Consider the following 24,747-nt stretch of genomic DNA (forward strand, 5'->3'; position numbering starts at 1 on the left):
CAGTGAACTAAAAAAGGCCGGGTTGCCCCGGCCTCTTAATTTGAAAGTAAACCCGATTTAACTCAGAGGAACCACCACCGTTCGGCGTTCTTCATGCCGTCCAGTTCCCAGGCGTTCCCGATCTGCTCGGGAAGGCCGAGTTTGTCATTCACCGCCATCACGTCGCTGAGAAACAGCGGTAATATCAGGCCGCCATCGTTGTGCACAATTTTCTGCATTTCGACATAGATTTCGCGTCGTTTCTCCGGGTTCAGTTCGGCACGGCCCTGGATGAGCAATTTGTTGAAGCGCTCGTTTTTCCAGAAAGTTTCGTTCCATTTGGCATCCGCCGAGTAAACCTGGGAAAACATCCAGTTTTCGGTAGGCCGCCCGCTCCAGTAGGAGCCACACCATGGCTTTTTCAACCACACATCGGACCAGTAGCCGTCATTGGGTTGGCGTACCACATCGATATTGATACCGGCGGGTTTGGCCGATTCGCGCATCAGCTGTCCCGCGTCGACCGCACCGGCGAACGCGGTATCCGCGGCGTGGAACTCCACCGAAAGGCTGTCCATTCCGGCCTGCTTCAAGTGCCACTTCGCCTTGTCGGGATCGTATTCCCGCTGCGGTAGTTCTTCGGTGGTCGCACGATATACGTTGGCCGGGCCGATCGGATTGTCGTTGCCGAGCTCACCGTATCCAAATGCGATTTTGTCGAGCCACTCCTGGCGTTGGACGATCAGCTTGAGTGCCATGCGCACGTGATTATTGTCATAGGGCGCCAGGTCCGTGCGCATCGGCAGCGTGATCTGCTTGTTACCCGTGGTGGCGATAACTTTCACGCCCGGCAGCTTGGCCAGCCGGCTCGCGGTTTTCAATTCAACTTTCTGGATACAGTCCACCGCATCCGTGCGCAGGGCGGTGGTACGCGCTGACGGGTCTTCGAGCCCCAGTGACTCGATTTCGTCGAAGTGCGCCCTGCCTTGTTTCCAGTAGTTGGGATTGCGTCGCGTCAAGGAGTTAATGCCGGGTTTGTGTTCCACCAGGGAGTAGCCGCCGGTACCGATGCCGGATTGCCAGTCAATGCTGCCGTCTCCGTTTGAGGGACAGATCAGGACGTGATAGTCGCTGAGAATGAACGGAAAATCGGCATCGCCGCCCTTGAGGCTCACTATGACCTTGTTCGACCCGTCCGCCTTGACATTATCGACGCCGGTGAGAATGCCGGCCGCACCCGATGTCGATTTCTCGCCCAGGTGATGGTTCAGTGAATCCACCACGTCCTGCGAATCCAGGGATTTACCATTGTGAAATTCCACGCCCTTGCGAATATTGAAAACCCACTGGGTAGCGTCGGCGTTGGCTTCCCAGCTCTCGGCCAGCTCCCCGACTAGTTCTCCACTGGCCGCGACCTCGGTCAGGTTGTTACGTAACTGGCCGAACTGCAGGTTGATCATGTAGGAATCCAGGATCTGGCCCGGGTCCATGACATCACTGGTCGCGCCGCCGGTCAGCCCCTGCCTGAGCCTGCCGCCTTTCTTCGGCGCGGCCCGGGCCGCTTCACTGTATAGAGCTGGCGCCATCGCTCCTACGCCCATGGCCATTGCCGCGGAAAGGAATTTACGGCGGCTCAGGCCGTTTTCGGTAACCAGTCGTTGCAGAAATTTGATGTCGTCGTCTCTGTTCATGTGCTCCTCCGGTAGAGATCTATTTTTTGTTGCGATACAGGCCGTCAATGTCAACCACGCTCGCTTTCTCCGGCGATTATAACCCCGAACACGTATCGAATCGAAGAAATATCTTCCTGGTTAAATTCAGGGTTCAGCACACCCTATGCCATTCCTTAGATCCTGCGGTCGGAAAATAAGCATACTGTGCCCGGAAATATTGGTCTATTGTCCCCACTTCGTCTGTTTTTAACTGCGAGCTAGCTTGTTTTTCGGGTACTAAGAGCAGATTGAAAATGGTCGTCCCAAATAAATAAGGTGACGGAGGGAGCATTTAATAATACCTCCGACACTTTTTTCTTTTTCCCTCTTACCTTCCTACCCGAATAAACCGAGCGCGTGAGATCTTCGGAGAAATTGATCTTCATCAAGGATGCACGCTGGTTTTGCAGTTTAATAGCCATAGGATTTTTAATGTTAATGAGTATCTTAATCGTAAAGCGTTGATCGAAATGGTGAACACGGTTAAATCAACAATAACCATGAACATAAAATGAGGAGCACCGTTATGAGCAGTTTGCTTAAAATCGCAGCAAGTGGGATTGTCGTCCTGCTAATAGGGGGCGTTGGTCCCAGTCAGAGTTATGCCGCCGATGCGGTCCCGCGCGCCGAGTTACTGGCGTCTATGTGCAGCACCTGTCACGGCACCAATGGTAAAGGCGCCAAGCCCATGCCCGGGATTAACGGCGAGGAACCCGACGATTTCATCGATCTGATGCAGGCCTTCGCCAATGGTGAAGAGCCAACCAGCATCATGGATCGCCACGCCCAGGGTTATACCGAGGCCGAGCTCAAGCTGCTCGCCGAATATTTCAGCAAACAATAATTCAGGAGAAAGACAATGAAAGCATATGATCGCAGAGACTTTCTCAAGGTAATCGGAGCTGCCGGCGCGGTAACCGGTTTCGGTAGCCTGGTCTGGCCAATGGAAGCCCTGGCCGCAGCCAGCGGAAAAGTGGTTGTCGTCGGTGGCGGTTTCGGTGGAGCAACTTGCGCGCGCTACTTAAAGCGCTGGGGGCCCAAACTCGACGTTACCCTGGTCGAGCGCGATACCAGCTATATCACTTGCCCGTTTTCCAACGAGGTGCTCGCGGGTAACCTGGAAATGAGCAAGATTACTCACGGCTACGGCAACATCGCCGCCCAGGGTATCGATGTGGTGCATGACGAGGTCACCGCTATCGATGCCGGTGGCAAATCGATCAGCCTCAAGTATGGCGGTTCGATGAAATTTGACAAGCTGGTGGTATCGCCGGGTATCGCGTTCAGGTGGGGTGCGATTGAAAATGACCAGGTGGCGGTGCAACAGGCAATGCCGCACTCGTGGAAAGCCGGTGAACAGACGCTGTTGTTGAGAAAACAGTTACAGGCCATGCGTGACGGCGGCACCGTCATAATCGTGCCGCCGAAAAAGCCGTTTCGCTGTCCGCCCGGGCCCTATGAGCGCGCCAGCCTGATCGCGCATTACCTCAAGTCGAACAAGCCGAAGTCCAAAATTCTGATCGTCGATGCCAATCCGACCCATTCCAAGCAGGCTGCGTTTCACGAAGGCTGGAAAAAGGAATACGGCACCATGATCGAATGGATCAAGGATACCGACGGTGGCGTCATCACAAGCGCGGATCCGGGCGCCATGACCCTGCGTAACGATTTTGGCGACGAGTACAAGGGCGACGTAATCAACCTGATCCCGTATCAAAAGGCGGGTGAACTGGTCGAAACCGCCGGCCTGACCAACAAGGATGGCTGGTGCACGGTTAATATGGGCACCTTTGAATCGGCCGAGGCCAGCGATGTGCATATCATCGGGGACGCTTGTGTTGCCGGCGCCATGCCCAAATCGGGCCACTCCGCCGCGTCGCAGGCGAAGAATTGTGCCGCTGCGATTGTTTCCATGCTTGCCGGAGATACACCGCCCGAGCCGACCTATGCCAACACCTGTTACAGCCTGATCGGGCCCAGGTACGGTATTTCGGTGGCCGCAGTTTACCGCCTCAAAGACGGGGTCATCGTCAAGGTTTCCGGCGGCGTCAGTAAAGTGGGCAACAAGGATCGGGTACATAAGAACGAGGCCAAGTATGCCCGCGGCTGGTACAGGTCAATCACCTCCGACACGTTCGGTTGAGCTGATCGATATCTGGTAATGAGAGGGGTGGCGTTCGCGCCACTCCGTATTTGAATAGGTAGTTAATGGGCCGATGAGAAGACGAACTTTATTGCAAAATCTATGTGCAGTTGCGGTCACCTGGGTTGCCGGCGGCAGTGGTATTTTAAATTCGATGCTGGCGAATGCGGCACCCAGGCCGGACGCGGCGTTTCTAGCCAGGGATGTCGACACGGCGATGATGGAGGTGCTGGGTACCCGCGAAGCCACCGCCAGCGATCAGATCAAGCTCGATGCTCCGCTGCAGGCGGAAAACGGCGCGGTGGTTCCAATCGAGGTATCGACCACCCTGCCGTCTCCCGAATCGATCGCCGTGGTGGTGCCCAATAACCCGACACCGTTGTTGAGCGTCATCGAGACCACGCCTCGTACCGGCAACTACTTCAGAATGCGAATCAAAATGGCGGGCACCGATAACGTCATGGTATATGTCAAATCAGGCGGCCAGTGGTACGTCACCTCGCAGGAAGTACGAGTTGCTATCGGCGGCTGCGGTGGTTGATGCATTGATTTTGCTGAGGAATTTGCACTATGGCGAAAAGACGTACAAGGCTCAAAACGGAAATAACGGACAACGGTATCCGCGCTACCTGTTTAATCAAACATCCGATGGAAACGGGCAATCGGCTCGATTCTGACGGCAACAAGATCCCGATTCACTACGTCAAATACGTGAAGTTTTCGATCAACGGCGAGCATGTCGGCACGCTCAACCTTGGCCCCGGGGTGTCGGCAGATCCTTATCTATCGTTCGAAATCGCCGACGTCAAGGTGGGTGATACGCTCGCCTTGCAGTGGGAAGACAACAGGGGCGAATCGGACGCCGTGGAACGCGTCGTCAAGTAGGCGTTTCAGGGTTTACCGGGGGGCTAGAGTTATGCGTAAATCGGGACTTTTGGTTATATTGCTGGCGGTTATTATCCACCCCGGAAGCGGGTTTGCTCAGCAAGGCTCGGGCACGGATTTGCCGGCCAGCGTGGCGGCGGAACTTGCGCCCAATTTCGAGTCTGGTCCGCGTCTGATCCAGGACTTGTCCGAGGAGGCGCAAAAAATTCGCCGCCAGCAGCTGATGCGTCAATCGAATCGCGTCATGCCGCCGATACCACGGGAGCAAAAAAAGGCGCTTTTCGACATGATGACCCCGGCGAGCAGCATGTCGATGCGTGATCTGTTCAATTTCATGACGGATAAAATCAAGGCTGATCCGGAATTGACCTTCGACGATGTCGTCGAGGCGATGGAACTCAAGGCCAACGAAGTCAACTTTAAGAAAGTAGGACATAACGAATTCTGGAGGGACGTCAGCGCTTATTCGGGTTTGCCGACTCTGCGGCTCGAGATACTCCAGTTCTGTGATGCCGACGTCGGTCGGCGCATGCTCGACTTCAGCCCTGAGTTTTCCATTTTCATTCCCTGCCGGATTACCGTGATGGAAGACGCCACCGGCGAAATCTGGTTGATGACGCTTGACTGGGACGTCAGTTGGCTGTCGCGCGCCTGGCAGCCGGGATCCCGGCTGGATCCGAAGCTGGTCAAGGATGCAATCCGTATCCGTGATGCGATGACGCAAATCATGCAGGCCGGTGCCTCCGGAGACTGGTAAGGCAGGCATGATCGCGGTTTGCGTTATGGCCTCGAGGTAATGCCATTATCATTTTTAATTTATTTGAAAGGTGACAGCTTGCAGGCACTGGCTTTTCACCGCTCGCTGGCATATTGCGTGAGTGTCTTGTTACTCGCCACACTGGCTTTTACCGCGCGGGCCGAAAGCCGCGCGACCCTTGAAATCAATGACGAAATCGAAATCGATATCGTCACGTTCGGCGAACCGGCGAAGACCGGCATTATCTGGTTTGCCTGCAGACAAGGGGAGGATGCGATCGAGTTTGCAATCGCAAGAAGGCTGGCAAGCAAGGGCTATCAGATTTATTTCCCCGATATGTTAAGTGCGCATTTCCAGTCGTCCCTGCCGTCGAATATCGCTCGGATTCCAGCTGCAGAGGTTGTCGCCGTTATCGAGCATATCATCGACAACACGAGTGCCGAGCGATTGTTCTTGCTGGCCGGTGCACGTGCCGCGGTGCCGGTAATCCGCGGCCTGGCCGATAAAAAATTGCAGCAAATGGACTCGAAACTGAAAGGCGCATTATTGATCACCCCCCGAATTTACAAAACAACGCCCGATCCCGGCTCCGAGCCGGTTTATATCGATGAAGCCGGATTGTCAATCCACCCAATCTTGGTACTGGAAGGCGAACGTACCCCCAACCGTTGGGGATTGCCGCATTTGGCAGCAACGCTAAAAAAATCAGGCAGCCGGGTGCAAACCGATCTGATTGACGGGGTACGCGGCTATTTTTATCTGCGCGACTATCAGACCCCGGCCGAGAGGGAAATGACCCGCCAACTCGATACATTGATTCATGATAATTTGCAGAAACTCGGAGCAAATTGAGAATGGATTTTTACCGTCACCTGATATTTAGCCTGTCGCTGGTTTTAATGGGCCAGCAGGCACAGGCTGCCACAGGTCAGTTAAAAGAATACTGGGGTGACTTGACGTCACCCGAGATCGAATTACCCGATTTGCAGGGTCGGCAGCATTCATTGACCGACTATCGCGGTAACGTCGTGCTAATACAGTTCTGGGCTACCTATTGCACGTCTTGTCGTACCGAAATGCCGACCATGAATCGGCTGATTAAAAAGATGCGAGGCAAGCCATTCAAAATCGTCACCGTCAACATGGCCGAATCACCTGGGCAGGTGCGGCAGTTTTTACAGGAAGTGCCGGTGGACTTTCCAGTGCTAATGGATAGCGATGGCAGCACCCTGAGCCGATGGAAGGTTTTTGCCGCTCCGGCAAATTTTATTCTCGACAAGCGGGGTAAAATCATCTTCACGCTGTACGGTGAAATCGAATGGGATTCGGATGAAATGGTCAGCCGGTTAAACGCGCTGAGCGAAGAATAAATTCATCCAGCAGGCTTAACTAGCCGAGGCATAGAAATTCAGCAGCGCCTCGATGTCCGCCTGATCCAGTTTTTTTAACTGGTTTGACATGCGCCGTGACACGAGGCGTTTGCCGCTCTGAATATTGTTGAACTGCAACCTCAGGTAGGGCGTCCACTGTCCGGCGAGGATGGGCGCGTCATCTACCGGTTGGGTGCCGTTTTGCAGGTGACATCGTTCGCAATGGTTCTCGTGTAGAATTGCGCCGCGACTGGCAAGTTCCGGATTAAACGCCTGACTTCTTGGGATATATTTGCGCTTGGAAAAATAATTCGCCAGCCCCTTGAGATCCGCGCCGCTCAATTGCTGCGCGATATTCCTCATGACGGTCTCGGGCTCGCCGGGCCGCTGAAATTCAATCGCGATACGCGCGTTTTCACGATACTCTTCCATGGTATAGAGAAATCCCTCGTAGGAAAAACCGGAGATACTCGGAAAAATCGGTAACACGCTGTTACCATCCTGCCCATGGCAGATCTCGCAACGTTTGACCAGGTCGCTAAAATCTTCGGCAGCCCCGGGAGCGGTAAATATCGCAAGGCCGGCTGTTAGTAGATAAGCGAGAGCACGGTACATGATCCGGACCAAAATCATCTCTTATCAAAATTATCATATGTATGCTCGATAATAATGCAAGCTTGCCGATCCCGATCAGGTAAGCCGGGAGATAATCATCGGTCAGGTAAATCGGGCCCAGGTCTTTGGCGCCGATGAAAACAAGCGGTACTCTATTGTGCGGGCATCGGCAGCGGCATCGGGGTGCCGGGCACCATGCCCCATGGCCAGCTGTGCATGCCCGGTAGTGGATCACCCGGATTGAGGCCGTATTTCTCCTCGACCGCGCGTTGCCAATATTCGGCGGCTTTCGGGTCCTGCATCGACGCCATCATGTCGTTGTAGGCTTGCGGATTAGCCATCGTCATCGGATTCATCATCGCCGAGACGTAAGGGCCGAAGAATTGCTGATAGCGGCCTACGTCCTCGTTGTCATGACAGGCCGCACAGCTGCTGATCGGATTGGCCCAGATGCGCGGATCCATCGACATCGTCATCATCATGGCCCAGGAGTTGGGATCCATCGTTTTGGCTATGGTTTGAGCGGCCCGGTTAACTTCGTCGGTGTCGGACGCTGCCTGTTGGTCTTGCGCCTGCAACGGATTGCTGGCCAATACCGTTACCAGCAACACAAGAAATAAACCACCGGCTAAACCCGTACTCTGCGTTGAATGAAACAATTGGTTAAGCTTGATCATAGTGAAGGCCATCACCGTGAATTGTGGATGATATAGTCGACCGCGGCCCTGACCTGGTCGTCGGTGAGATTCCAGTTACCGCCACGCGCCGGCATTCGTTTACCGGAAGCGCCGGTCCAGCCATTGATCGCGTGACGATACAAAACCGTCCTGCCGCTATCGATACGGTCTTTCCAGGCATTTTTATCGCCGATCCGAGGTGCGCCACCTACGCCCGGCCAGTGGCAGACCGTGCAGGTGCGATTAAATACGGTCCAGCCTTCTTTCAAGCGCTCGGTTGAGGGTTGCTCCTCGGCAAATGCCGATCCCATTAATAGCGCCAGGCTGGCGCCGAGCCCTAGTAACCAGTTGCGTAAATGATGGTTCATGCGTCTTCTCGCTGCCTTATCTCGACTGTTACATTGGTCCGCTGCAATATTCCGGTTTGATCACTGGCCGGATTCGGGCTCGGCCTGCGATCGCGGCATGTAGGTCGATGGATCGAATGGATTAAAAAATGACTGCCCCTGGGGTGCCTGGCCAGGTGCCTGTCCCGGTTGCATCATCGGATTCCAGGCATTGGGATCAAACCAGTTGTACGCCGGCGCCTGGGCCGTTGTTGGCAACGAATAAGCCGCCGGATTCATCCATTGCATGTAAGTCGCGGGATTCATGTACATCGCGTAATTCCCGGGATTCATCAACTGCATATAGGTAGAGGGATTCATGAAGGTCATGTACTCCATCGGATTCATCATCGCCATATAGGTAGAGGGATTCATAAAGGTCATGTAAGACGCCGGATTCATCCAGCTCATCCAGTTGTTGGGATTGGCGAATTGCATGTAGAACTGCGGTGTCATGAATTGTCCATAGGTTGCCGGGTTCATGAAGGCTCCATAGGTGCTGGGGCGCATGAAAGCCGACCACCCACCCGGTGTCGCCAAATTCATCTGCAACGGAGCGCCTGGCATACTCGGCATCGTCGTCGCCCCTGGCATCGCCATCCAGGTTGACGGGTCGAACCAGTTGGGGGTAACGGGCTGCGCCTGGGCCGCGGCGGTACCCGTCGGTAATGTAAAGTACAAAGAAGTTATCGGCGGTGCCGCCCACAGCGCGCTAATCAATGCGAGGGGTGCAAATATTTTCCTGATCATGGGGACCTCCAGCAAAACCTCAACAGACGCAATCTTATTTGACAACGTCACGATTGACAGCTTTTTACTTTAAACGTTGTTGGAAGCCAGATAAATACCCCGCAAGATATATGGTTACCTGCCGAAGGAACTAGGATTGGATAGTTCAACCGCATAATTGCTGCTGGAGCGAAAATCCAGTCCGGCAATCATCAAAAATTTCTTCGCTTTTATTGATCTGCGTCAACTGAAACGGAACCAGCAATTGTCTCGAGTTAGCAGATAATAAGAACATAAGACTTTATCCAAAGAAGTTGTCAATTTAAAACGACTCAATATCAACCGGGGGAAACGTTAATGCATATCAAACAAATCGCCAGCTGGCTTCTTGCTTTTACATTTATAACCTGTTCACAACTTGCCTATGCCGATGAAGTTTCGTCGATTGTACGCGGTGGAAAGTTATACGATAAATGGTACGCGGTTATCGGTGCCGCCAAGCCTGATGGCACGCATCCGGCCTGGCCTGCATCCAACACTAAAAAGAAGGGCGCCACGACCCATCGCTGCAAATCCTGTCACGGCTGGGATTTAATGGGCAAGGATGGTGCCTATGCATCGGGTTCGTACAAAACCGGCATCGGTGGACTCACGCAACTGCAGGGTGCCGCAAACGCCAAAGTGATTGCGGCGTTGAAAGACTCGACTCACGGATTTGCCGGCAAGATGAGTCAGCAGGATTTCGACGATCTGGCCAATTTCCTGACCAAGGGGCAATTCGATATCGACGCGGTAATCGATCGTAAATCGAGAATGGCCAAAAATGGTGACCGCGCCAAGGGTGAGTCTATTTACAATACTGTCTGCGCTAACTGCCATGCAGAATCTGGCACGGAACCGGAGGGAATGCCTCCGCTCGGCGCACTTTCGAACAAAAATCCCTGGGAGACGATCCAGAAGATCATGAATGGCCAGCCGGATTCCGAGATGCCGGCGATGCATGCGTTTGGTCTTCAGGTCGGAGTTGATATTCTGTCTTACGTGCAAACCCTGCCGAAGGAATAATAGCGGCCGGTCCCTGGCTAAGGCATGAACCGTTTTTTACCGGCCTGCAAGATTAGTCGGCCAGGCGGGTGGTCATCGGGTTGGTTTTGTACTGCGTCCACTGGTGCAGCGAACCGTCGTACAACTTGACGTCCTGCTTGCCGACTATTTCGCGCAACACGAACCAGGCTGATGAAGCTTCATATCCGCTGTTGCAGTACAGGATCAGGCTATCGCCAGTATCGATGCGTAGCGAATCGAGCAGATTTAGGTAAGATTCGCGGTCGAAGTAACGATTGCCACCTTTCATCGGATTCAGAAACTTATACGGCATATTGCGTGAGCCTGGAATATGCCCGGGGGCGTATACGTAATCCTTCTTTTCGAGACCGACATGATAGCGTAGCTCACGCGTATCGATCAGCGTCACCGCATCATCCTGCAGCGCTGCCCGAACCTGCTCCATGGTCGCCACCACGTCCGGCTTTTCATCGCCAACCACGTAATTACCGGGCGTTACCACGGCTACTTCGGTAACCAGCTCTTCGAGCGAGGCGACCCAGCCCGGATTGCCGCCATCGAGCAACGCTACCCGGTCGAAACCAAAATATTTCATCTGCCAATACAGGCGCGCGGCACCGGTGACCTGCCCGGAGGTTTTGCCGAGATGCGTTAAAACCACCGTGCTGTCATTATTAACCCCGTGCGCGCGCATGAATTTTTCGAAGCCGGCGGGATCTGGCCGCATCCGCGTCATGTTCTTGTCATTGATCTCACGCTCGATGCGGATCTCCTTCACGTTGACGAGTATCGCGCCCGGGATATGCCCGTCAGCGAAGCTCTCAATATCCTTGCGCACATCGAGGACCAAAACCTCGTCGATATTATCGACCAGCCATTCGCCTGTGATCAGCGGCCCGGGTAGTTCGGCCGCGGCCAATCGTGACCCATAAAAAAGGCCAAGCATTACCAGCATCACTAATTTCTTCATAACAACACCTCATTTCAATAATACAATGATGCTGAGTCTGGGGGACGCAACCATGACCTTAATCAATTAAAACCATCAGGATCAGGTGCGGCCTGTCACTAGACCGACTTAACTGTAAAACATGTCGCGGTACATGCCCTCGGCCCAGGCCAGGCTGGCCTGCCCACCCTGCGTATCCCAGCGCTCGATCAAATGCGTACGGTCGAACGCGAACTCGCCGGTTTGGTCGCTGAACTTGTAGTAGGTAATGATGCTCATCGCGCGCAGTGGTTCTATGTCGACCGCGGAAAAACACATGGTTTGTGGACTGCGCCAGCGCACCTCCTTGTCGAGGGCGTGTGCGGCGATCACCTCGGCGACATACTGTGCTTCCGAGTGCGCGGTATGCCCACCCTTTGAAAAAGGTTGTGAACGCGAATCGCCGGTCACGTAAACGCGTTCGTCGTCGAGCAGGTGATAACGAAACGGGTCGGTATTGGCCGCCTTTTGCGAGCTGATCGGGCTGGCGATGCCGTTATCCTCGATCAGGCGCGACGCGCGCACCGGCGGGTAAATAATCGCGTCATCGAAATCGTACTCGTCGAACTCGGTTTCGACGCGGCGCCTTTCAATGTCGACGTTGCTGATCTCGGAACTCGACAGATACTCGATGTAATCGCCGTAGAGTTCGGCGAAGGCGCGCGCAAAACCGTGTTTCTTGATGCGGATTTCGGCATTCATGTCGAGCAGCAGAATTTTTGCGCGAACGCGCTGGCGCTTGAACAACGCTGCTATCATGCAGGCGCGCTCGTAGGGTGCGGCAGTACAGCGAAAGTCACCATTGGGTACGTTGAGCAGAAATGTGCCGCCGTTGAAGCGGTGAATCTTGCGCTTGATTGTCAACAGTTCCGAGCTTGAGACAAAACCGCCGGGATAGCGGTGAAACAGCAGGTTTTGCGACTCGGTATCCTCGACCCCAATACGCGCGTAGTCGTATTCGATACCGGGTGCGAGCACGAGATAGTCGTAGTCGACGAAGCCTTTTTCGGTGTAGACGCGGCGGGTCTCGCGGTCGAAACCGAGTACGGTTGCCTGCATGAAGTGGTAATCGTGGTTATTCGCGGCATCGAAAAAACTGTGACTCAGAAAATCGAGATCGACCTGGTCGGCGAGCCATGAATTGCTAATTGGAAAGGATACGAATGCCGACTGGCGGTCGATCAACAGCACGTCAAAGCCGGGATTGAAACGGCGCAGGTACTTCGCCATCGTCAGTCCCGACCAGCCACCACCAACGACCACGACGCGTTGCCCCCGGGCCCGTGGCAAAGTGGCCTTGCGCAACAGGCTGTTGAGCGCGGGCGCCTGCTGTATTTCGTTCTTATCCGCACCCGTCGCGACGTTGGTGCTAACCGTGGTTGCCGCGAGCGCGACGCCGGAGGCTTGCAGAAATCTACGCCGCTCGAGATTAGTGTTTATTTTCATCTTTGGGGCCTTCATTTGAAATCGGGATTACGCCAGGCCGTATCGGGCGCGAGATCGGATGCCGGCACCGGCAGATGCGATACGTAATTCAACACCTGGTCGAAATCCTGTTCCGACAGCGTCGTGAACAGGTTGGCCATCACCGGCCCGACCCGGCGCAGGCGGTCGCGCGCCAGGCGGGCCTGGCGTTTCATGTAGGTATAGTGCTGTCCCTGCAGGCGCGGATAGGACAGCTCGTTGTTACCCTCGCCGGACTGCCCGTGGCAGCTACTGCAGTATTGCAGGTAGAGCTTTTTACCGGATTCGTATTCGTCGCTGTCCCCGGGCCAGGGTCCGCGGTTGTGCGCCGGGTTCATCGGCAGCGTCGAAATATAGGCAACCACGTCGCTCAGGTTCTGGTAACCGCCGATGGTGCGCTCCTGCACGAACGGCTGCATTGACGGGTTGTCGCGGCGCCCGCTGCGTATATCGAGCAATTGTTTCATAAGTACGTTGACGTGCTGACCGGCGATTTGTGGATAGGTGCCGTCGTCGTTACCCCAGGCCTCGGGCAGGTGGCAGCGCGCGCAGATTTCGAAACTGCGACGACCATTGTCGTGGTCGGGTATGAATTCGAGCACCACGCGAATCGGTTCGGTAGCAACCAGTTTCGATGAAAACACCAATACAAGTATGCAAAGGCTATGGCAAAGCGTTAGACATATCCTGTTCATCAACGGTGGCCGAATTTCCCCGGTTTAAGCTAATATTCACAACAAATTCTAGGGAAGTTGCCGATGTATCGATTGATCGGCGTCAGGGATTGGGCGATTGTCCGTCATACCCCTTAAACGATAGTTAACCCGCATTTCGGATCGAATCCTCAGAGACAAAGATGTCGAAGCGAATAACGCTCACCCCACCATCGCTTTATTCGTGCCTGTCAGGATCGTGGTAGCGTGTTTTCCGGGTCGTAGAGCGGCTTGTAGCCGACCGCCTCGATCCTCATCGGAAACTGTTCACCGAGGTATTCCGTAACCAGCTCACGGCCTTCCTGGCAATACTCGTGGGGCAGGTAGCCGAGCCCGATATTCTTGCCAAGGTTTGGACCGTAGGCGATGCTAGTGATGTAAGAGCGACGACCCTTTGAATCGATCGGCACTTCGCCTGTCTCGGGGTCCATCAGCGGCAGCTGACCCACGGGATAGCGAGCGATACCGTTCGAATCCACGTTGTCGGGCATGACCAACGTGCACAGGTAGGCGGCCTGGGTTTTAAGCTCGCGCTGCTCGAGGTAGGGCGCCTTGCCGTGGAAATCTGCCTGCTTGACCACGGCGCGCGCGAGGCCCGCTTCGTACAGGTTATACTCGGTCAGCAGGTCGGCGTTCTGCAGCCGCAGGCTCTTTTCCATGCGCCGGCTGTTGGCATAGGTTTCAATCCCGACCGGTGTCGCGCCCTGTGCATAGACCAGGTCCCAGAGCGACATGCCGTAACTGAACGCCACGTGCAGTTCCCAGCCCTGTTCACCGACGTAGGAGATGCGGAAAGCCTCGACCGGGATGCCTTTGAGGGTGAGTTGCCGGGTTGCGGCGAACGCAAAGTTTTCATCTTTCCAGGCGGCTGGATCGTCCGCGATCGCCTGGATGGCCTTGCGCGCGTTCGGTCCCCACACGCCGAGGCAGGCCATGTGATCCGAGCGATCGTCGATATAGACATTCCAGTTGTTATCTTCGGCCATGCGTTTGAGCCAGATGTAATCGCGGTGGCCGGCATCGGCGCCATCGATCACCCGAAAACGGTCTTTGGCATGGCGAATCACCGTGAGGTCGGCCCGCACGCCGCCGCGCTTGTCGAGGAAATGTGTGTAAACCCCCTTGCCGATGGCGGTATCGCCGCCGACCCTGGCGACACAGGCATACTCCATCAGAGTCTCGGCGTCAGGGCCAATGACATCGTACACGGCGAAATGCGACAGGTTGATCATGCCGACGTTTTCCGACATCGCCAGTTGCTCGGCATTGGATACGCGCCAGAAGTGGCGATTGTCCCATTCATGCTCGCGTACGGGCACCTTGTCGCCGTATTTCTCGAGCAGGTGTTCGTTGGAAGCATAACCGTGTGCGCGCTCCCAGCCGGACAGTTCCATGAAGTAGCCCCCCAGTTCCTGCTCGCGCGCCCAGAAGGGGCTGCGGCGCAGGTTGCGGCCCTTGGTGTAGGGTTCACGGTTGTGCACGGCCGGGTTGTAAATTTTGAACGCGGATTCAAAACAGCGATCGTAAATATAAGACGGTGTTTTCTGAATCGGATAGTGACGCGCAGTGTCGATACCGAAGTAATCCATCTCGGCGACGCCGTCGGTCATCCAGTCAACCAGCACCTTGGCGATACCGGGGGCATCCTTGACCCAGACCGCGATCGCGTACCAGAGCCCACGGGTTTGCGATGATTCGCCAATCGACGGTCCGCCGTCGGAAGTCACCTGCAGCAGGCCGTTGAACGAGTGTTTCTCGTTGTAGCCGATTTCGCCGAGGATCGGGGTCAATTCCATCGCGCGCTCCAGTGGCTCCATGATCTGCTCGAGTTCGAGATCACGCTGCGACGGCGACCAGTGGGTCTCGCCTTTTTCGGGAAGGTCACGCGGATGCACCAGGCGGGGCTCCTTTTCCTCGTAGTAACCCCACTCGATCTGGCCGCCTTCCGGTGTTGTCGGGTCGCCGGTGTCGCGCATATAGGCCGAGTTGCCCTGGTCGCGCAGCAGCGGGTAACCGATGTCCTTGCCGGTACCTTCAAATTCGGTGTAAGGGGCGAAGAAGGAGAGCGGGTGATCGACCGGCATGACGGGCAGATCTTCACCAGCCATTTCGGCGATAGTACGACCCCATAGTCCGGTACACACAATGACGTGGTTGGCGGCAATATAGCCGCGGCTGGTTTCGACGCCGACGATGCGGCCTGCCTTTATATCGAGCCCAGTCGCGTTGGTGTTGGCAAAGGATTGCGCTTTGCCGGTTTTGACCGCGTTATCGACCAGGATACCGGCAACCGTCTGCGAGCGGGGTTTCACCAGGCCGGCGTCGGGGTCCCACATCGCACCCTGGATCATGTCCTCTTCGAGCAGCGGAAACAGTTGCTTGGCTTCCGCCGCGCTGATCATTTTCACGTTGGTGCCGAAGGCCTTGCCGGAAGCGACCTTGCGCTTGAGTTCCATCATGCGGTCGTCGTCGCCCACACGTGCTACCTCGAGACCGCCGACACGGTCGTAATGGCCCATCTGGTCGAAGAATTCGATGCTGTAATGCGTGGTATAGCAGGTGAACTTGCTGTGATCGGTGGCATAGCAGAAATCGGACGCATGCGAGGTTGAGCCGCAATCGGTCGGAACCGACGTCTTGTCGATACCGACAATGTCTTCCCAGCCGCGTTCGACGAGGTGATGCATCACCGAGGCGCCGACAATACCGCCGAGGCCGATAATGACGACGTTGGATTTATCTGGAAATTGTGCCATTGCTATTCTCCCGATGGCAGCCGGCCGGTGCCGACATTGCCAAAAGTATACTTATCTGCCGCAGGGACCGGGAAGTATAAACACCCGATTTCCACTTCTCCAACCATTTTGAGGTCGGGAAGTCGCGGCGCTGTCCGAGCGTGTCGCATCTGAAATCTGGCTGAATCGCACCAACCACAGATAGGCCCCAATCAATTGTGTCGATGATATTGATCACGCAACGTAATCCAAATTAGCTTATTATATGGGTTCCGGTTGCAAGATCGGGATTAACTAAACCAATTCATACCTGGGGTAAGTTAAATGAAACTAGCTGAATTGATACGTGGCAAAGGCCATGAAATCGTTAAAATCGGGTCAGATAAAAGTATTGCCGAAGCCGCGCTCGCACTCACCGAAAACAAAATTGGAGCGCTACTGGTCGAGGATCAGGCTGGTGAAATCGCCGGCATCCTATCGGAACGAGACATCGTCGGCGGCATGGCACCGCATGGTGCCGACCTGCACGACGTGGCGGTGTCAGAACTGATGACCCGGGACGTCATCCGTTGCTCTCCTAGTGACACGGTTAACGAGGCCATGGCGATGATGACCGATCGGCGCATCCGGCATCTGCCCGTATTCGATGGCGATGAACTGGTTGGATTTATCAGTATCGGCGATCTCGTCAAGTGCAGGATCATGGAAGTGCAGTCCGAAGCCGAGGCGCTGCGCCAGTACATCGCAACCTGATTCTGATTCGCAGTTAAGCGAAGCTGTCGCGGCTTTTGCAGCACAATGTCATCCCGCGACTTGACCGCGGGATCCACTATCGAATGGCCCTTGGGTAATCTTTTGCGGAAATCGCCCAGGGTGATTTCCGCAAAGGCTTGTTACTTCGCAGCGTCTAGCGCCTGGTCGATGTCCGCAATAATATCCTTGACGTTCTCGATGCCGATCGAAAGGCGCACGAGGTCTGGCGTTACGCCCGAAGCCGCCAGTTCGTCGTCTGCCAGCTGTCGATGCGTGGTCGATGCCGGGTGACAGGCCAGCGACTTGGCATCACCGATGTTGACCAGCCGAGTTATTAATTGCAGCGCATCGATGAACCTGGTCCCCGCTTCGATACCACCGTTGATACCAAACGACAGTATTCCGGAGGCCTTGCCACCCAAGTACTTGTCGGTGAGTGCTTTATGCGGACTGCTTTCCAGGCCAGCATAGCGCACCCATTCGACCCCGGATTTACCCTCGAGGTGCTTTGCCACAGTGAGTGTATTCTCACAAATTCGATCCATGCGTAGCGGTAGCGTTTCCAGTCCCTGCAGCGCGAGGAAGGCATTCATCGGCGCCAGCGACGCACCCATGTTGCGCAGTGGCACCACCCGTGCGCGTAAGATATAAGGCGGTAGTCCTGTCTCGGTATAAACAACTCCGTGATAAGAAACATCCGGCTCGTTTAAACGCCTGAATCGGTCCTTGTTCGCTACCCAGTCGAAATTATTGGAATCAACGATGATGCCACCGATGATGGTGCCATGCCCGCCGATATACTTGGTCAGTGAATGCACCACGATATCTGCGCCATGTTCGATCGGTCGACAAAGATAGGGTGACGGTACGGTATTGTCGACAATGACCGGAACCCCGTGTGCATGGGCAATTTCACAAACCCTGGCGATGTCGACAATGTTGCCGGCAGGATTACCCAGTGATTCGCAATACACCGCCTTGGTCTTGTCATCGATGAGAGCCACCATGTCATCGAGCTTCTCGGGATCAGCGAAGCGCACCCCGATGCCCATTTGTGGAAAGGTGTGGGCAAACAGGTTATAAGTGCCACCATAAAGCGTGGACATGCTGATGAAGTTGTCACCGGCCTCGGCGATGGTTTGAATCGCGTATGTCGTCGCTGCCTGGCCCGATGCCAGTGCCAGGCCGGCAACGCCACCTTCCATATCGGCGATGCGCTGTTCCAGTACATCGTTGGTCGGATTCATGATACGGGTGTAAATATTGCCGAGAACCGCGAGATTGAACAGATCGGCGCCATGCTGGGTGTTATCGAATGCATAGGCCGTGGTCTGGTAAATCGGAACAGCAACGGCGTTGGTTGTGGGATCCGGGCTATAGCCCGAATGCACTGCTTTGGTTTCGATTTCCATTTTATTCTCCCCTTTGAATTTTTATGGTTGTGAATGTATATCCCGCAGCTAATTTAAACCCTATCTCGGGTATCTGCAACTCGGCCGCGGACAGCTTTTGTTATTTGGCGGGAGGCGGGCAATATTCCGACCGGTGGTGAGGCAATCCCGATCGTTCTTAAGCGTTGGCGGCCAGTTTCGCTTCGCGATGAAATACGTACATTCCCGATCCTACTATGATCGCCACCCCTGCCCAGGTTACGGCATCGGGAAATTCGTTGAAAATGAGCAAACCAAGCACCGTCGCACCGATGATTTCAACATACTGAAACGGCGCCAGTATGCCGATCGAGGCCTGCCGATAGGCGTAGACAACGAGCAGGTGGCAGACTGTTGCAATGAGCCCGAGCGCGCCGAGTAGTGCCCATTGATGGGCTGTCGGCCAGGCGGCGGTCAGTATCGTAACCTGTTGGCTGGTGCCGTACGCTAGCGCGACAGTCATGATCAGGCAGCCGAATATACCGGCGAAGAACTGCAACCGAATCGGGTCCTCATGCCTGACCAGTTTGCGCGTCAGCACGATATAAAATGAAAAACAAAACGCCGCCGCAACCGGGTACAGCACCGCGTATCCGACTTCGCTAAAGGTGGGACGAATAATGATCAACGCACCGACAAATCCGAAACTGATGGCTGTTATGCGACGCCAGTGGATTGCTTCCTTGAAAAACAGGGCTGACAGCAAGGTGACCAGTAGTGGTTCGATAAAGAAGATCGAGATCGCATCGGCCAGGGGCAGATACGCAAGCCCGGAGAAAAAAAACAGCGTCGCCAGCGCGATCAGCGAACCGCGCACGGCATGCAGTACCAGGGCCGACGTTAACCACGGTCCGCGCGTTCTCAGCAGCAGGGGAGACATCAGTATGATCTGGAAGAAAAAGCGGCTCCAGGTAACCTGTCCCGAGGAAACCGATCCGGATAGCCATTTTGCAATCGCATCGATACCGGGCAGCATTAGCATGGCGGTGATCATCATCGCCATTGCGCTGGCAGTAGAATTCCTGTGGATCATCGGAAGGTTTGAATTCGAAAAGCGAGGCCTGCAGTCTAGTTGAATAACCTGTTTTCGGGAACCGGGAGGGCCTGTATCAAATGCGCCACTGATTTAGCTTTATCCGACCCCTCGAGCGCTCCCGTTGCTTTTTGCTTTACCCGCTGTTGGCAGGCTTGATATGCTACGCGCCTCGAAAATCCGGGTAAATGAATGAGCAAGTACTCAATTTTTGCACTGGTACGAAACGCGATCAGTTACCATGAAAACTGGGCTGCCGTCTGGCGTAGTCCGGAGCCTAAATCGGAATATGACGTACTGGTCATCGGTGGCGGTGGCCACGGGCTTGCGACCGCTTACTATCTCGCCAAGGAGCACGGCATCACCAATGTCGCGGTGCTGGAAAAAGGCTGGATCGGCGGCGGTAACACGGGCCGCAACACCACGATCGTGCGCTCTAATTACCTGTGGGATGAATCTGCGCATCTGTATGAAAAATCGATGCAGCTTTGGGAAGGCCTGAGCCAGGATTTGAACTACAACGTCATGTTCAGCCAGCGCGGGGTTTATAACCTCGGTCATAATTTGCAGGACATGCGCGACATACAGCGGCGCGTCAACGCCAATCGCCTGAATGGCATCGATGGGCATGTAGTTACCCCTGAAGAGATCAAGCGCGCCATACCCGAAATCAACATCGACCAGGGTTGCCGTTACCCGATCCTGGGTGCTTCGTTTCAACCGCGCGGTGGCATCGCCCGCCACGACGCCGTGGCCTGGGGATTTGCTCGCGGAGCCGATCTACGTGGCGTTGATATCATTCAGAATTGCGAGGTCACCGCAATCCGCCAGAAAAACGGGGCGGTCACCGGGGTCGAAACCACGCGCGGCAAGATCAAGGCGAAAAAGGTTGCCGTGGTTGTTGCCGGACATTGCTCGGTGCTGGCGGACATGGCCGGTTTTCGTATGCCGATCGAAAGTCATCCGCTGCAAGCGCTCGTATCCGAGCCGATCAAGCCGGTTATCAACACCGTCATCATGTCAAATGCCGTACATGGTTATATCAGTCAGTCCGATAAGGGTGATCTCGTCATCGGTGCCGGCATCGACAGCTACAATGGCTATGGCCAGCGTGGTAGTTTCCCGACGATTGAACATACGGTTGCGGCGATTTGCGAAATGTTCCCCATCTTCAAGCGCGTGCGGATGAACCGCCAGTGGGGGGGTATCGTCGATACCGCGCCCGACGCCTGCCCGATCATCGGAAATACCCCGGTCAAGGGGCTTTATTTCAATTGCGGCTGGGGCACCGGTGGTTTCAAGGCCACCCCGGGTTCCGGTTGGGTGTTTGCCCACAATGTCGCAACCGGCGAACCCCATGAGCTCAACCGGGCCTTTGCGCTGGATCGTTTCGTCAGCGGGTTCCTGATCGATGAGCACGGCGCTGCCGGTGTTGCGCACTAGGAGACCTGCGACATGTTATTGATCGAATGCCCCTGGTGCGGCGAACGTGATGAGACCGAGTTTTCTTGTGCGGGTGAAGCACATATCGCGCGACCGCTCGAAACCGAAAAGTTAAGCGACGAGGAATGGGCCGACTACCTGTTCATGCGCAAGAATCCAAAGGGAGCACACCGTGAGCAATGGCTGCACGCCGCCGGTTGCCGCCGCTACTTCAACGCTGAACGCGATACCGTGACGTACCGGATCAGCGCTACCTATAAGATCGGCGAAAGGCCTCCTGGCGGGGACAAATGAGCCAGCCATTTCGAATTGAACAGGGTGGACGCGTCGATCGCGAGCAGGAGATCGCGTTTACCTTTAACGGTAAGCCCTATACCGGGCTGGCGGGGGATACGCTGTGCTCGGCGCTGCTTGCCAATGGCGTGCACCTGGTTGGGCGCAGCTGGAAATATCATCGCCCCCGCGGTGTCATGAGCGCAGGCTCGGAAGAGCCGAACGCGATTTTCCAGTTGGAAAAGGGTAATCGTACCATTCCGAATGCACGTGGCACGCAGGTAGAGCTATACCAGGACCTCGACGCCCGCAGCGTCAATTGCTGGCCCAGCCTGGAATTTGATTTTCTGTCAATCAACAGCTGGTTCAGCCGCCTGATGCCGGCTGGCTTTTATTACAAGACTTTCATGTGGCCGAAATCGATGTGGATGAAATACGAGCATTTCATTCGCAAGGCATCGGGTCTCGGTGAAACGCCGCGAGAAAATGACCCCGACCGATACGAGCATACCCACCAGCATTGTGATGTGTTGGTCGTTGGTGGCGGTGTTGCGGGCCTCTCGGCAGCGCTTGCAGCTGGTCGCGCCGGCGCGCGCGTGATCATCGCCGACGAACAATCCGAGCCGGGTGGCTTGACACTTTCCAGTATGGCCCAGATCGACGGCATCGCTGCCAGCCGGTGGATCGAAAGCGCGGTGGCGGAACTGGACAGTATGCCGGAAGTTACGCTGTTATCTCGCAGCACGGTGTTTGGTTACCATGATTACAACTTCCTGACCATCAATCAGCGCCTTAGCGACCACTTGCCCGTTAACGCACGCAGCGGTGGGCGCGAGAAACTGTGGCAGGTCAGGGCTCGGCAGGTGGTGCTCGCGACAGGTGCGGCCGAACGTCCGCTGATATTTGCCAATAATGATCGCCCCGGAATTATGCTGGCCTCCGCGGTATCGACCTACGCCAATCGCTACGCGGTAAAACCGGGTAAACAGGCCATTGTCTTTACCAATAATGACAGCGCTTACCAGACAGCGCTCGATCTGAAAGCGGCCGGGGTGGACGTGGTTGCCGTGATCGATGCACGCAACGAATCCGCCAGCGAGGTCGCCAACACCGTGCGCGATGCTGGTATTCAGGTTATCAATGGAAGCCTCGTGGTTGATACTGCTGGCCGCAAGCGTCTGCACTCGGTGCAGGTTATGCGCCTGTCGGCGGACGGTTCGTCCGTGAGTGGCAATGTCAAATCACTCGGCTGCGATCTGCTCGCTGTTTCCGGTGGCTGGAGTCCGGTGGTGCACCTGAACGCACAGTCCGGTGCAAAACCGGTATGGGACGAGGCCAGGGCGATGTTTCTCCCGGGTGCGGCGACGCAACCGCAGTTCGCGGCAGGTGCGGCCAACGGCAGTCTCGACCTGGCCGGATGCCTCGAGGAAGGAACCGAAGCCGGTAACAAGGCCGCGGCAGCCTGTGATTTCGACGAGACCATGACTGCACCGTCTGCCAAAGTATTGGACAGCGAGGCAATGCTGCCATTGTGGACTGCACCATCTCCGTACACCCGAGGGCGTGGTCCCAAGGCTTTCATCGACATGCAAAATGATGTCGGTTCAGCAGATATCGAACTCGCGGTACGCGAAGGATTTCAATCCGTCGAACACGTGAAACGTTATACCGCGATGGGTTTTGGCACCGACCAGGGCAAGCTCGGCAATATCAATGGTATGGCTATCCTGGCCAAAACCATGGGACAAAGCATCGCCGCTACCGGTACCACGACTTACCGCCCGAACTATACGCCGATCAGCTTCGGCGCTTTCGCCGGACAAAACCTGGGCGACAAGCTATTCGATCCGGTGCGCAAGACCGCAATGCACGCCTGGCACGAGGAAAACGGCGCAATGTTTGAGGATGTCGGGCAATGGAAACGGCCGTGGTATTACCCAGAGTCCGGGGAGGACCTGCATGCGGCGGTGAATCGCGAGTGTCTCGCGGTGCGCGCAAGCGTCGGAATTCTCGATGCGTCGACCCTCGGCAAGATAGAAATCAAAGGGCCCGATTCGGCCAGGTTCCTCGAAATGATTTATACCAATAACTGGGCGAAACTCGAGGTCGACAAGGGCCGATATGGCTTCATGCTCGGTGAAGACGGCATGGTCATGGATGATGGTGTAACCATACGAATCGCCGAGGATCATTTCTTCATGCACACCACCACCGGTGGTGCCGCGGGCGTGCTCGCGTGGATGGAGCGCTGGCTGCAAACCGAATGGCCAGAGATGCAGGTTTTTCTGACCTCGGTAACCGATCACTGGGCGACGGCCGCCGTGGTGGGCCCGAAGAGTCGCGATGTCGTTTCTGCGGTATGCGAGAATATCGACTTCTCCGCGCCCGCGTTTCCGTTTATGGCGTCAAGAACCGGCACCATCGGAGATGTCGAATGCCGTGTGAATCGCATTAGTTTCTCCGGTGAGCTCGCCTACGAGGTCAACATTCCGGCCAATCAAGGCCGTTACATGTGGGAAAAGTTGATGCAGGCGGGGGAACCCTTTGATATCACTCCTTACGGCACCGAAACCATGCACGTGCTGCGCGCCGAAAAAGGCTACGTCATCGTCGGGCAGGACACCGACGGTTCGATTACGGTTGAAGACCTGGGACTCGGCTGGGCCTTATCGAAAACCAAGGACGACTTTCTCGGCAAACGTTCGCTGAGCCGACCGGACACGGTGCGCAAGGATCGTAAGCAGCTCGTCGGCCTGGTGACTGAAGATCCCCAGACGGTTATTCCGGAAGGCGCCCAGCTGGTCAATGATCCGCGGGCGCCGGTGCCGGTACCGATGGTGGGCCACGTGAGCTCGAGTTACTACAGTGCCTGTTGCGGCCATTCGATTGCGTTGGCACTGGTAAAGGGCGGGCATCATCGCATGGGTGAAACCGTGTACGCGCCGCTCTCCAATGGCCGGGTAATCAAGGCCGAGATTACCGATCCCGTATTTTACGACAAGGAAGGAGCCAGGCAGAATGCCTGATCTTTTCCAGCAGGAAAGTCCCCTGGTACAGGTTGAACTGGGTGAGCCGGTCGGAAATGCACCCCGGATCGAAGAGAAGCCTTTCCTGGGTTACATCAACCTGCGGGGTCGATCCGACGATACCCGGTTCCTCGCCGGTGTTTTGAAGGTACTGGGCTGTGAGCCACCCACGAAAGCCAATACCGTGGTAGCTTCGAAGGAAACTCGAATATACTGGCTGGGTCCGGATGAATGGTTGATCGTGACGCCGGCCGGGATGCAAGGCCAGTTAAAGGCTGACCTGCTGTCTGCCTTCGGCGATGCTTTTTGTTCGGTTGTTGATAACTCAAGTGGATTAACCATGCTCCATATTACTGGCGAGAACGCGGCCGCATTACTGGCGACCGACTGCCCGCTGGATTTGCATCCCCGTGAATTCAAGCCCGGACAGTGCGCACAGACTCGACTCGCCAAAGCCGGGATGACACTATCGCCGCTGGCCGATAATTCCGGGTTCGAGGTCATTATTCGTCGCAGTTTTGCCGATTACCTGCTGTTGTGGCTGCAGGATGCCGCAATCGCTTTCGAGTAG

General features: G+C 55.6%; 25 protein-coding genes. 14 read left to right on the forward strand and 11 right to left on the reverse strand.

Annotation, left to right across the window (positions count from 1 at the left end; translation table 11 throughout):
* Positions 1-62 precede the first annotated feature (62 nt).
* Positions 63-1,670 (reverse strand): ABC transporter substrate-binding protein, encoded by a 1,608-nt coding sequence (locus tag OES20_10590; protein ID MDH3635143.1) that lies wholly within the window; start codon positions 1,668-1,670, stop codon positions 63-65.
* A 547-nt stretch (positions 1,671-2,217) separates the two neighbouring features.
* Here OES20_10590 and OES20_10595 point away from each other — a divergent pair.
* The 7 genes from OES20_10595 to OES20_10625 all read left to right on the forward strand — a co-directional run bounded on the left by OES20_10595 (position 2,218) and on the right by OES20_10625 (position 6,846).
* Positions 2,218-2,535 (forward strand): cytochrome C, encoded by a 318-nt coding sequence (locus OES20_10595; GenBank protein MDH3635144.1) that lies wholly within the window; start codon positions 2,218-2,220, stop codon positions 2,533-2,535.
* 15 nt (positions 2,536-2,550) lie between these two features.
* Positions 2,551-3,834: an NAD(P)/FAD-dependent oxidoreductase gene (locus OES20_10600; GenBank protein ID MDH3635145.1), complete on the forward strand. Its 1,284-nt coding sequence runs from the start codon at positions 2,551-2,553 to the stop codon at positions 3,832-3,834.
* Positions 3,835-3,907: 73 nt separating this feature from the next.
* Positions 3,908-4,375 carry a thiosulfate oxidation carrier protein SoxY gene (soxY, locus tag OES20_10605; protein ID MDH3635146.1) on the forward strand — a complete coding sequence of 156 codons (468 nt, stop codon included), beginning with the start codon at positions 3,908-3,910 and terminating at the stop codon, positions 4,373-4,375.
* A 29-nt stretch (positions 4,376-4,404) separates the two neighbouring features.
* Positions 4,405-4,719 carry a thiosulfate oxidation carrier complex protein SoxZ gene (soxZ, locus tag OES20_10610; GenBank protein ID MDH3635147.1) on the forward strand — a complete coding sequence of 105 codons (315 nt, stop codon included), beginning with the start codon at positions 4,405-4,407 and terminating at the stop codon, positions 4,717-4,719.
* A 31-nt stretch (positions 4,720-4,750) separates the two neighbouring features.
* Positions 4,751-5,476 (forward strand): DUF302 domain-containing protein, encoded by a 726-nt coding sequence (locus OES20_10615; GenBank protein ID MDH3635148.1) that lies wholly within the window; start codon positions 4,751-4,753, stop codon positions 5,474-5,476.
* Positions 5,477-5,593: 117 nt separating this feature from the next.
* Positions 5,594-6,328, forward strand: a complete 735-nt coding sequence (locus OES20_10620) for a hypothetical protein (protein ID MDH3635149.1) — start codon at positions 5,594-5,596, stop codon at positions 6,326-6,328.
* A 2-nt stretch (positions 6,329-6,330) separates the two neighbouring features.
* The gene (locus OES20_10625; protein MDH3635150.1) at positions 6,331-6,846 is read left to right on the forward strand and encodes a TlpA family protein disulfide reductase; all 516 of its coding nucleotides are present in this window, start codon (positions 6,331-6,333) and stop codon (positions 6,844-6,846) included.
* A 15-nt stretch (positions 6,847-6,861) separates the two neighbouring features.
* Here OES20_10625 and OES20_10630 read toward each other — a convergent pair whose 3' ends face one another.
* The 4 genes from OES20_10630 to OES20_10645 form a co-directional block, all read right to left on the reverse strand.
* Entirely contained in the window at positions 6,862-7,461 is a 600-nt protein-coding gene (locus tag OES20_10630; GenBank protein ID MDH3635151.1) for a c-type cytochrome, read from the reverse strand.
* A 152-nt stretch (positions 7,462-7,613) separates the two neighbouring features.
* Positions 7,614-8,138: a hypothetical protein gene (locus OES20_10635; protein ID MDH3635152.1), complete on the reverse strand. Its 525-nt coding sequence runs from the start codon at positions 8,136-8,138 to the stop codon at positions 7,614-7,616.
* An 11-nt stretch (positions 8,139-8,149) separates the two neighbouring features.
* Positions 8,150-8,506, reverse strand: a complete 357-nt coding sequence (locus OES20_10640; protein ID MDH3635153.1) for a c-type cytochrome — start codon at positions 8,504-8,506, stop codon at positions 8,150-8,152.
* A 60-nt stretch (positions 8,507-8,566) separates the two neighbouring features.
* Positions 8,567-9,274 (reverse strand): hypothetical protein, encoded by a 708-nt coding sequence (locus tag OES20_10645; protein ID MDH3635154.1) that lies wholly within the window; start codon positions 9,272-9,274, stop codon positions 8,567-8,569.
* Between the two features lie 336 nt (positions 9,275-9,610).
* On the opposite strand from OES20_10645, the gene OES20_10650 reads away from it, so the two are divergent.
* On the forward strand, positions 9,611-10,318 hold the full coding sequence (locus OES20_10650; protein MDH3635155.1) for a cytochrome c: 708 nt from the start codon (positions 9,611-9,613) through the stop codon (positions 10,316-10,318).
* A 52-nt stretch (positions 10,319-10,370) separates the two neighbouring features.
* Here the strand turns inward: OES20_10650 and OES20_10655 are convergent, their stop codons facing one another.
* The 4 genes from OES20_10655 to OES20_10670 all read right to left on the reverse strand — a co-directional run bounded on the left by OES20_10655 (position 10,371) and on the right by OES20_10670 (position 16,239).
* A complete protein-coding gene (locus OES20_10655; protein ID MDH3635156.1) occupies positions 10,371-11,288 on the reverse strand; it encodes a rhodanese-like domain-containing protein in 918 nt (305 codons plus the stop codon).
* A 108-nt stretch (positions 11,289-11,396) separates the two neighbouring features.
* A complete protein-coding gene (locus OES20_10660; protein ID MDH3635157.1) occupies positions 11,397-12,752 on the reverse strand; it encodes an NAD(P)/FAD-dependent oxidoreductase in 1,356 nt (451 codons plus the stop codon).
* Positions 12,753-12,763: 11 nt separating this feature from the next.
* The gene (locus tag OES20_10665) at positions 12,764-13,414 is read right to left on the reverse strand and encodes a c-type cytochrome (GenBank protein MDH3635158.1); all 651 of its coding nucleotides are present in this window, start codon (positions 13,412-13,414) and stop codon (positions 12,764-12,766) included.
* Positions 13,415-13,674: 260 nt separating this feature from the next.
* A complete protein-coding gene (locus OES20_10670) occupies positions 13,675-16,239 on the reverse strand; it encodes an FAD-dependent oxidoreductase (protein ID MDH3635159.1) in 2,565 nt (854 codons plus the stop codon).
* Between the two features lie 303 nt (positions 16,240-16,542).
* Between OES20_10670 and OES20_10675 the strand changes: the two genes are divergently transcribed.
* Entirely contained in the window at positions 16,543-16,971 is a 429-nt protein-coding gene (locus OES20_10675; GenBank protein MDH3635160.1) for a CBS domain-containing protein, read from the forward strand.
* A 140-nt stretch (positions 16,972-17,111) separates the two neighbouring features.
* Here OES20_10675 and OES20_10680 read toward each other — a convergent pair whose 3' ends face one another.
* Together OES20_10680 and OES20_10685 are read right to left on the reverse strand one after the other, a co-directional pair.
* Positions 17,112-18,383 carry an aminotransferase class I/II-fold pyridoxal phosphate-dependent enzyme gene (locus OES20_10680; GenBank protein ID MDH3635161.1) on the reverse strand — a complete coding sequence of 424 codons (1,272 nt, stop codon included), beginning with the start codon at positions 18,381-18,383 and terminating at the stop codon, positions 17,112-17,114.
* Between the two features lie 157 nt (positions 18,384-18,540).
* A complete protein-coding gene (locus OES20_10685; protein ID MDH3635162.1) occupies positions 18,541-19,377 on the reverse strand; it encodes a DMT family transporter in 837 nt (278 codons plus the stop codon).
* Here OES20_10685 and OES20_10690 point away from each other — a divergent pair.
* From OES20_10690 to OES20_10710, 5 genes are all read left to right on the forward strand, one after another.
* Positions 19,286-19,477: a hypothetical protein gene (locus OES20_10690; GenBank protein ID MDH3635163.1), complete on the forward strand. Its 192-nt coding sequence runs from the start codon at positions 19,286-19,288 to the stop codon at positions 19,475-19,477. The two genes, OES20_10685 and OES20_10690, sit on opposite strands and share 92 nt — an antisense overlap.
* Before the next feature lie 149 nt (positions 19,478-19,626).
* Complete coding sequence (locus OES20_10695) at positions 19,627-20,877, forward strand: sarcosine oxidase subunit beta family protein (GenBank protein ID MDH3635164.1); 1,251 nt, start codon at positions 19,627-19,629, stop codon at positions 20,875-20,877.
* A gap of 12 nt (positions 20,878-20,889) precedes the next feature.
* Positions 20,890-21,171 (forward strand): sarcosine oxidase subunit delta, encoded by a 282-nt coding sequence (locus OES20_10700; protein MDH3635165.1) that lies wholly within the window; start codon positions 20,890-20,892, stop codon positions 21,169-21,171.
* Positions 21,168-24,176 carry a sarcosine oxidase subunit alpha family protein gene (locus OES20_10705; GenBank protein ID MDH3635166.1) on the forward strand — a complete coding sequence of 1,003 codons (3,009 nt, stop codon included), beginning with the start codon at positions 21,168-21,170 and terminating at the stop codon, positions 24,174-24,176. The genes OES20_10700 and OES20_10705 overlap by 4 nt, the downstream gene beginning before the upstream one ends.
* Positions 24,169-24,747, forward strand: a complete 579-nt coding sequence (locus OES20_10710; GenBank protein ID MDH3635167.1) for a sarcosine oxidase subunit gamma — start codon at positions 24,169-24,171, stop codon at positions 24,745-24,747. Before OES20_10705 ends, OES20_10710 begins: the two co-directional genes overlap by 8 nt.

Source organism: Gammaproteobacteria bacterium (assembly GCA_029862005.1).
In the GTDB taxonomy this organism is placed as follows: Bacteria; Pseudomonadota; Gammaproteobacteria.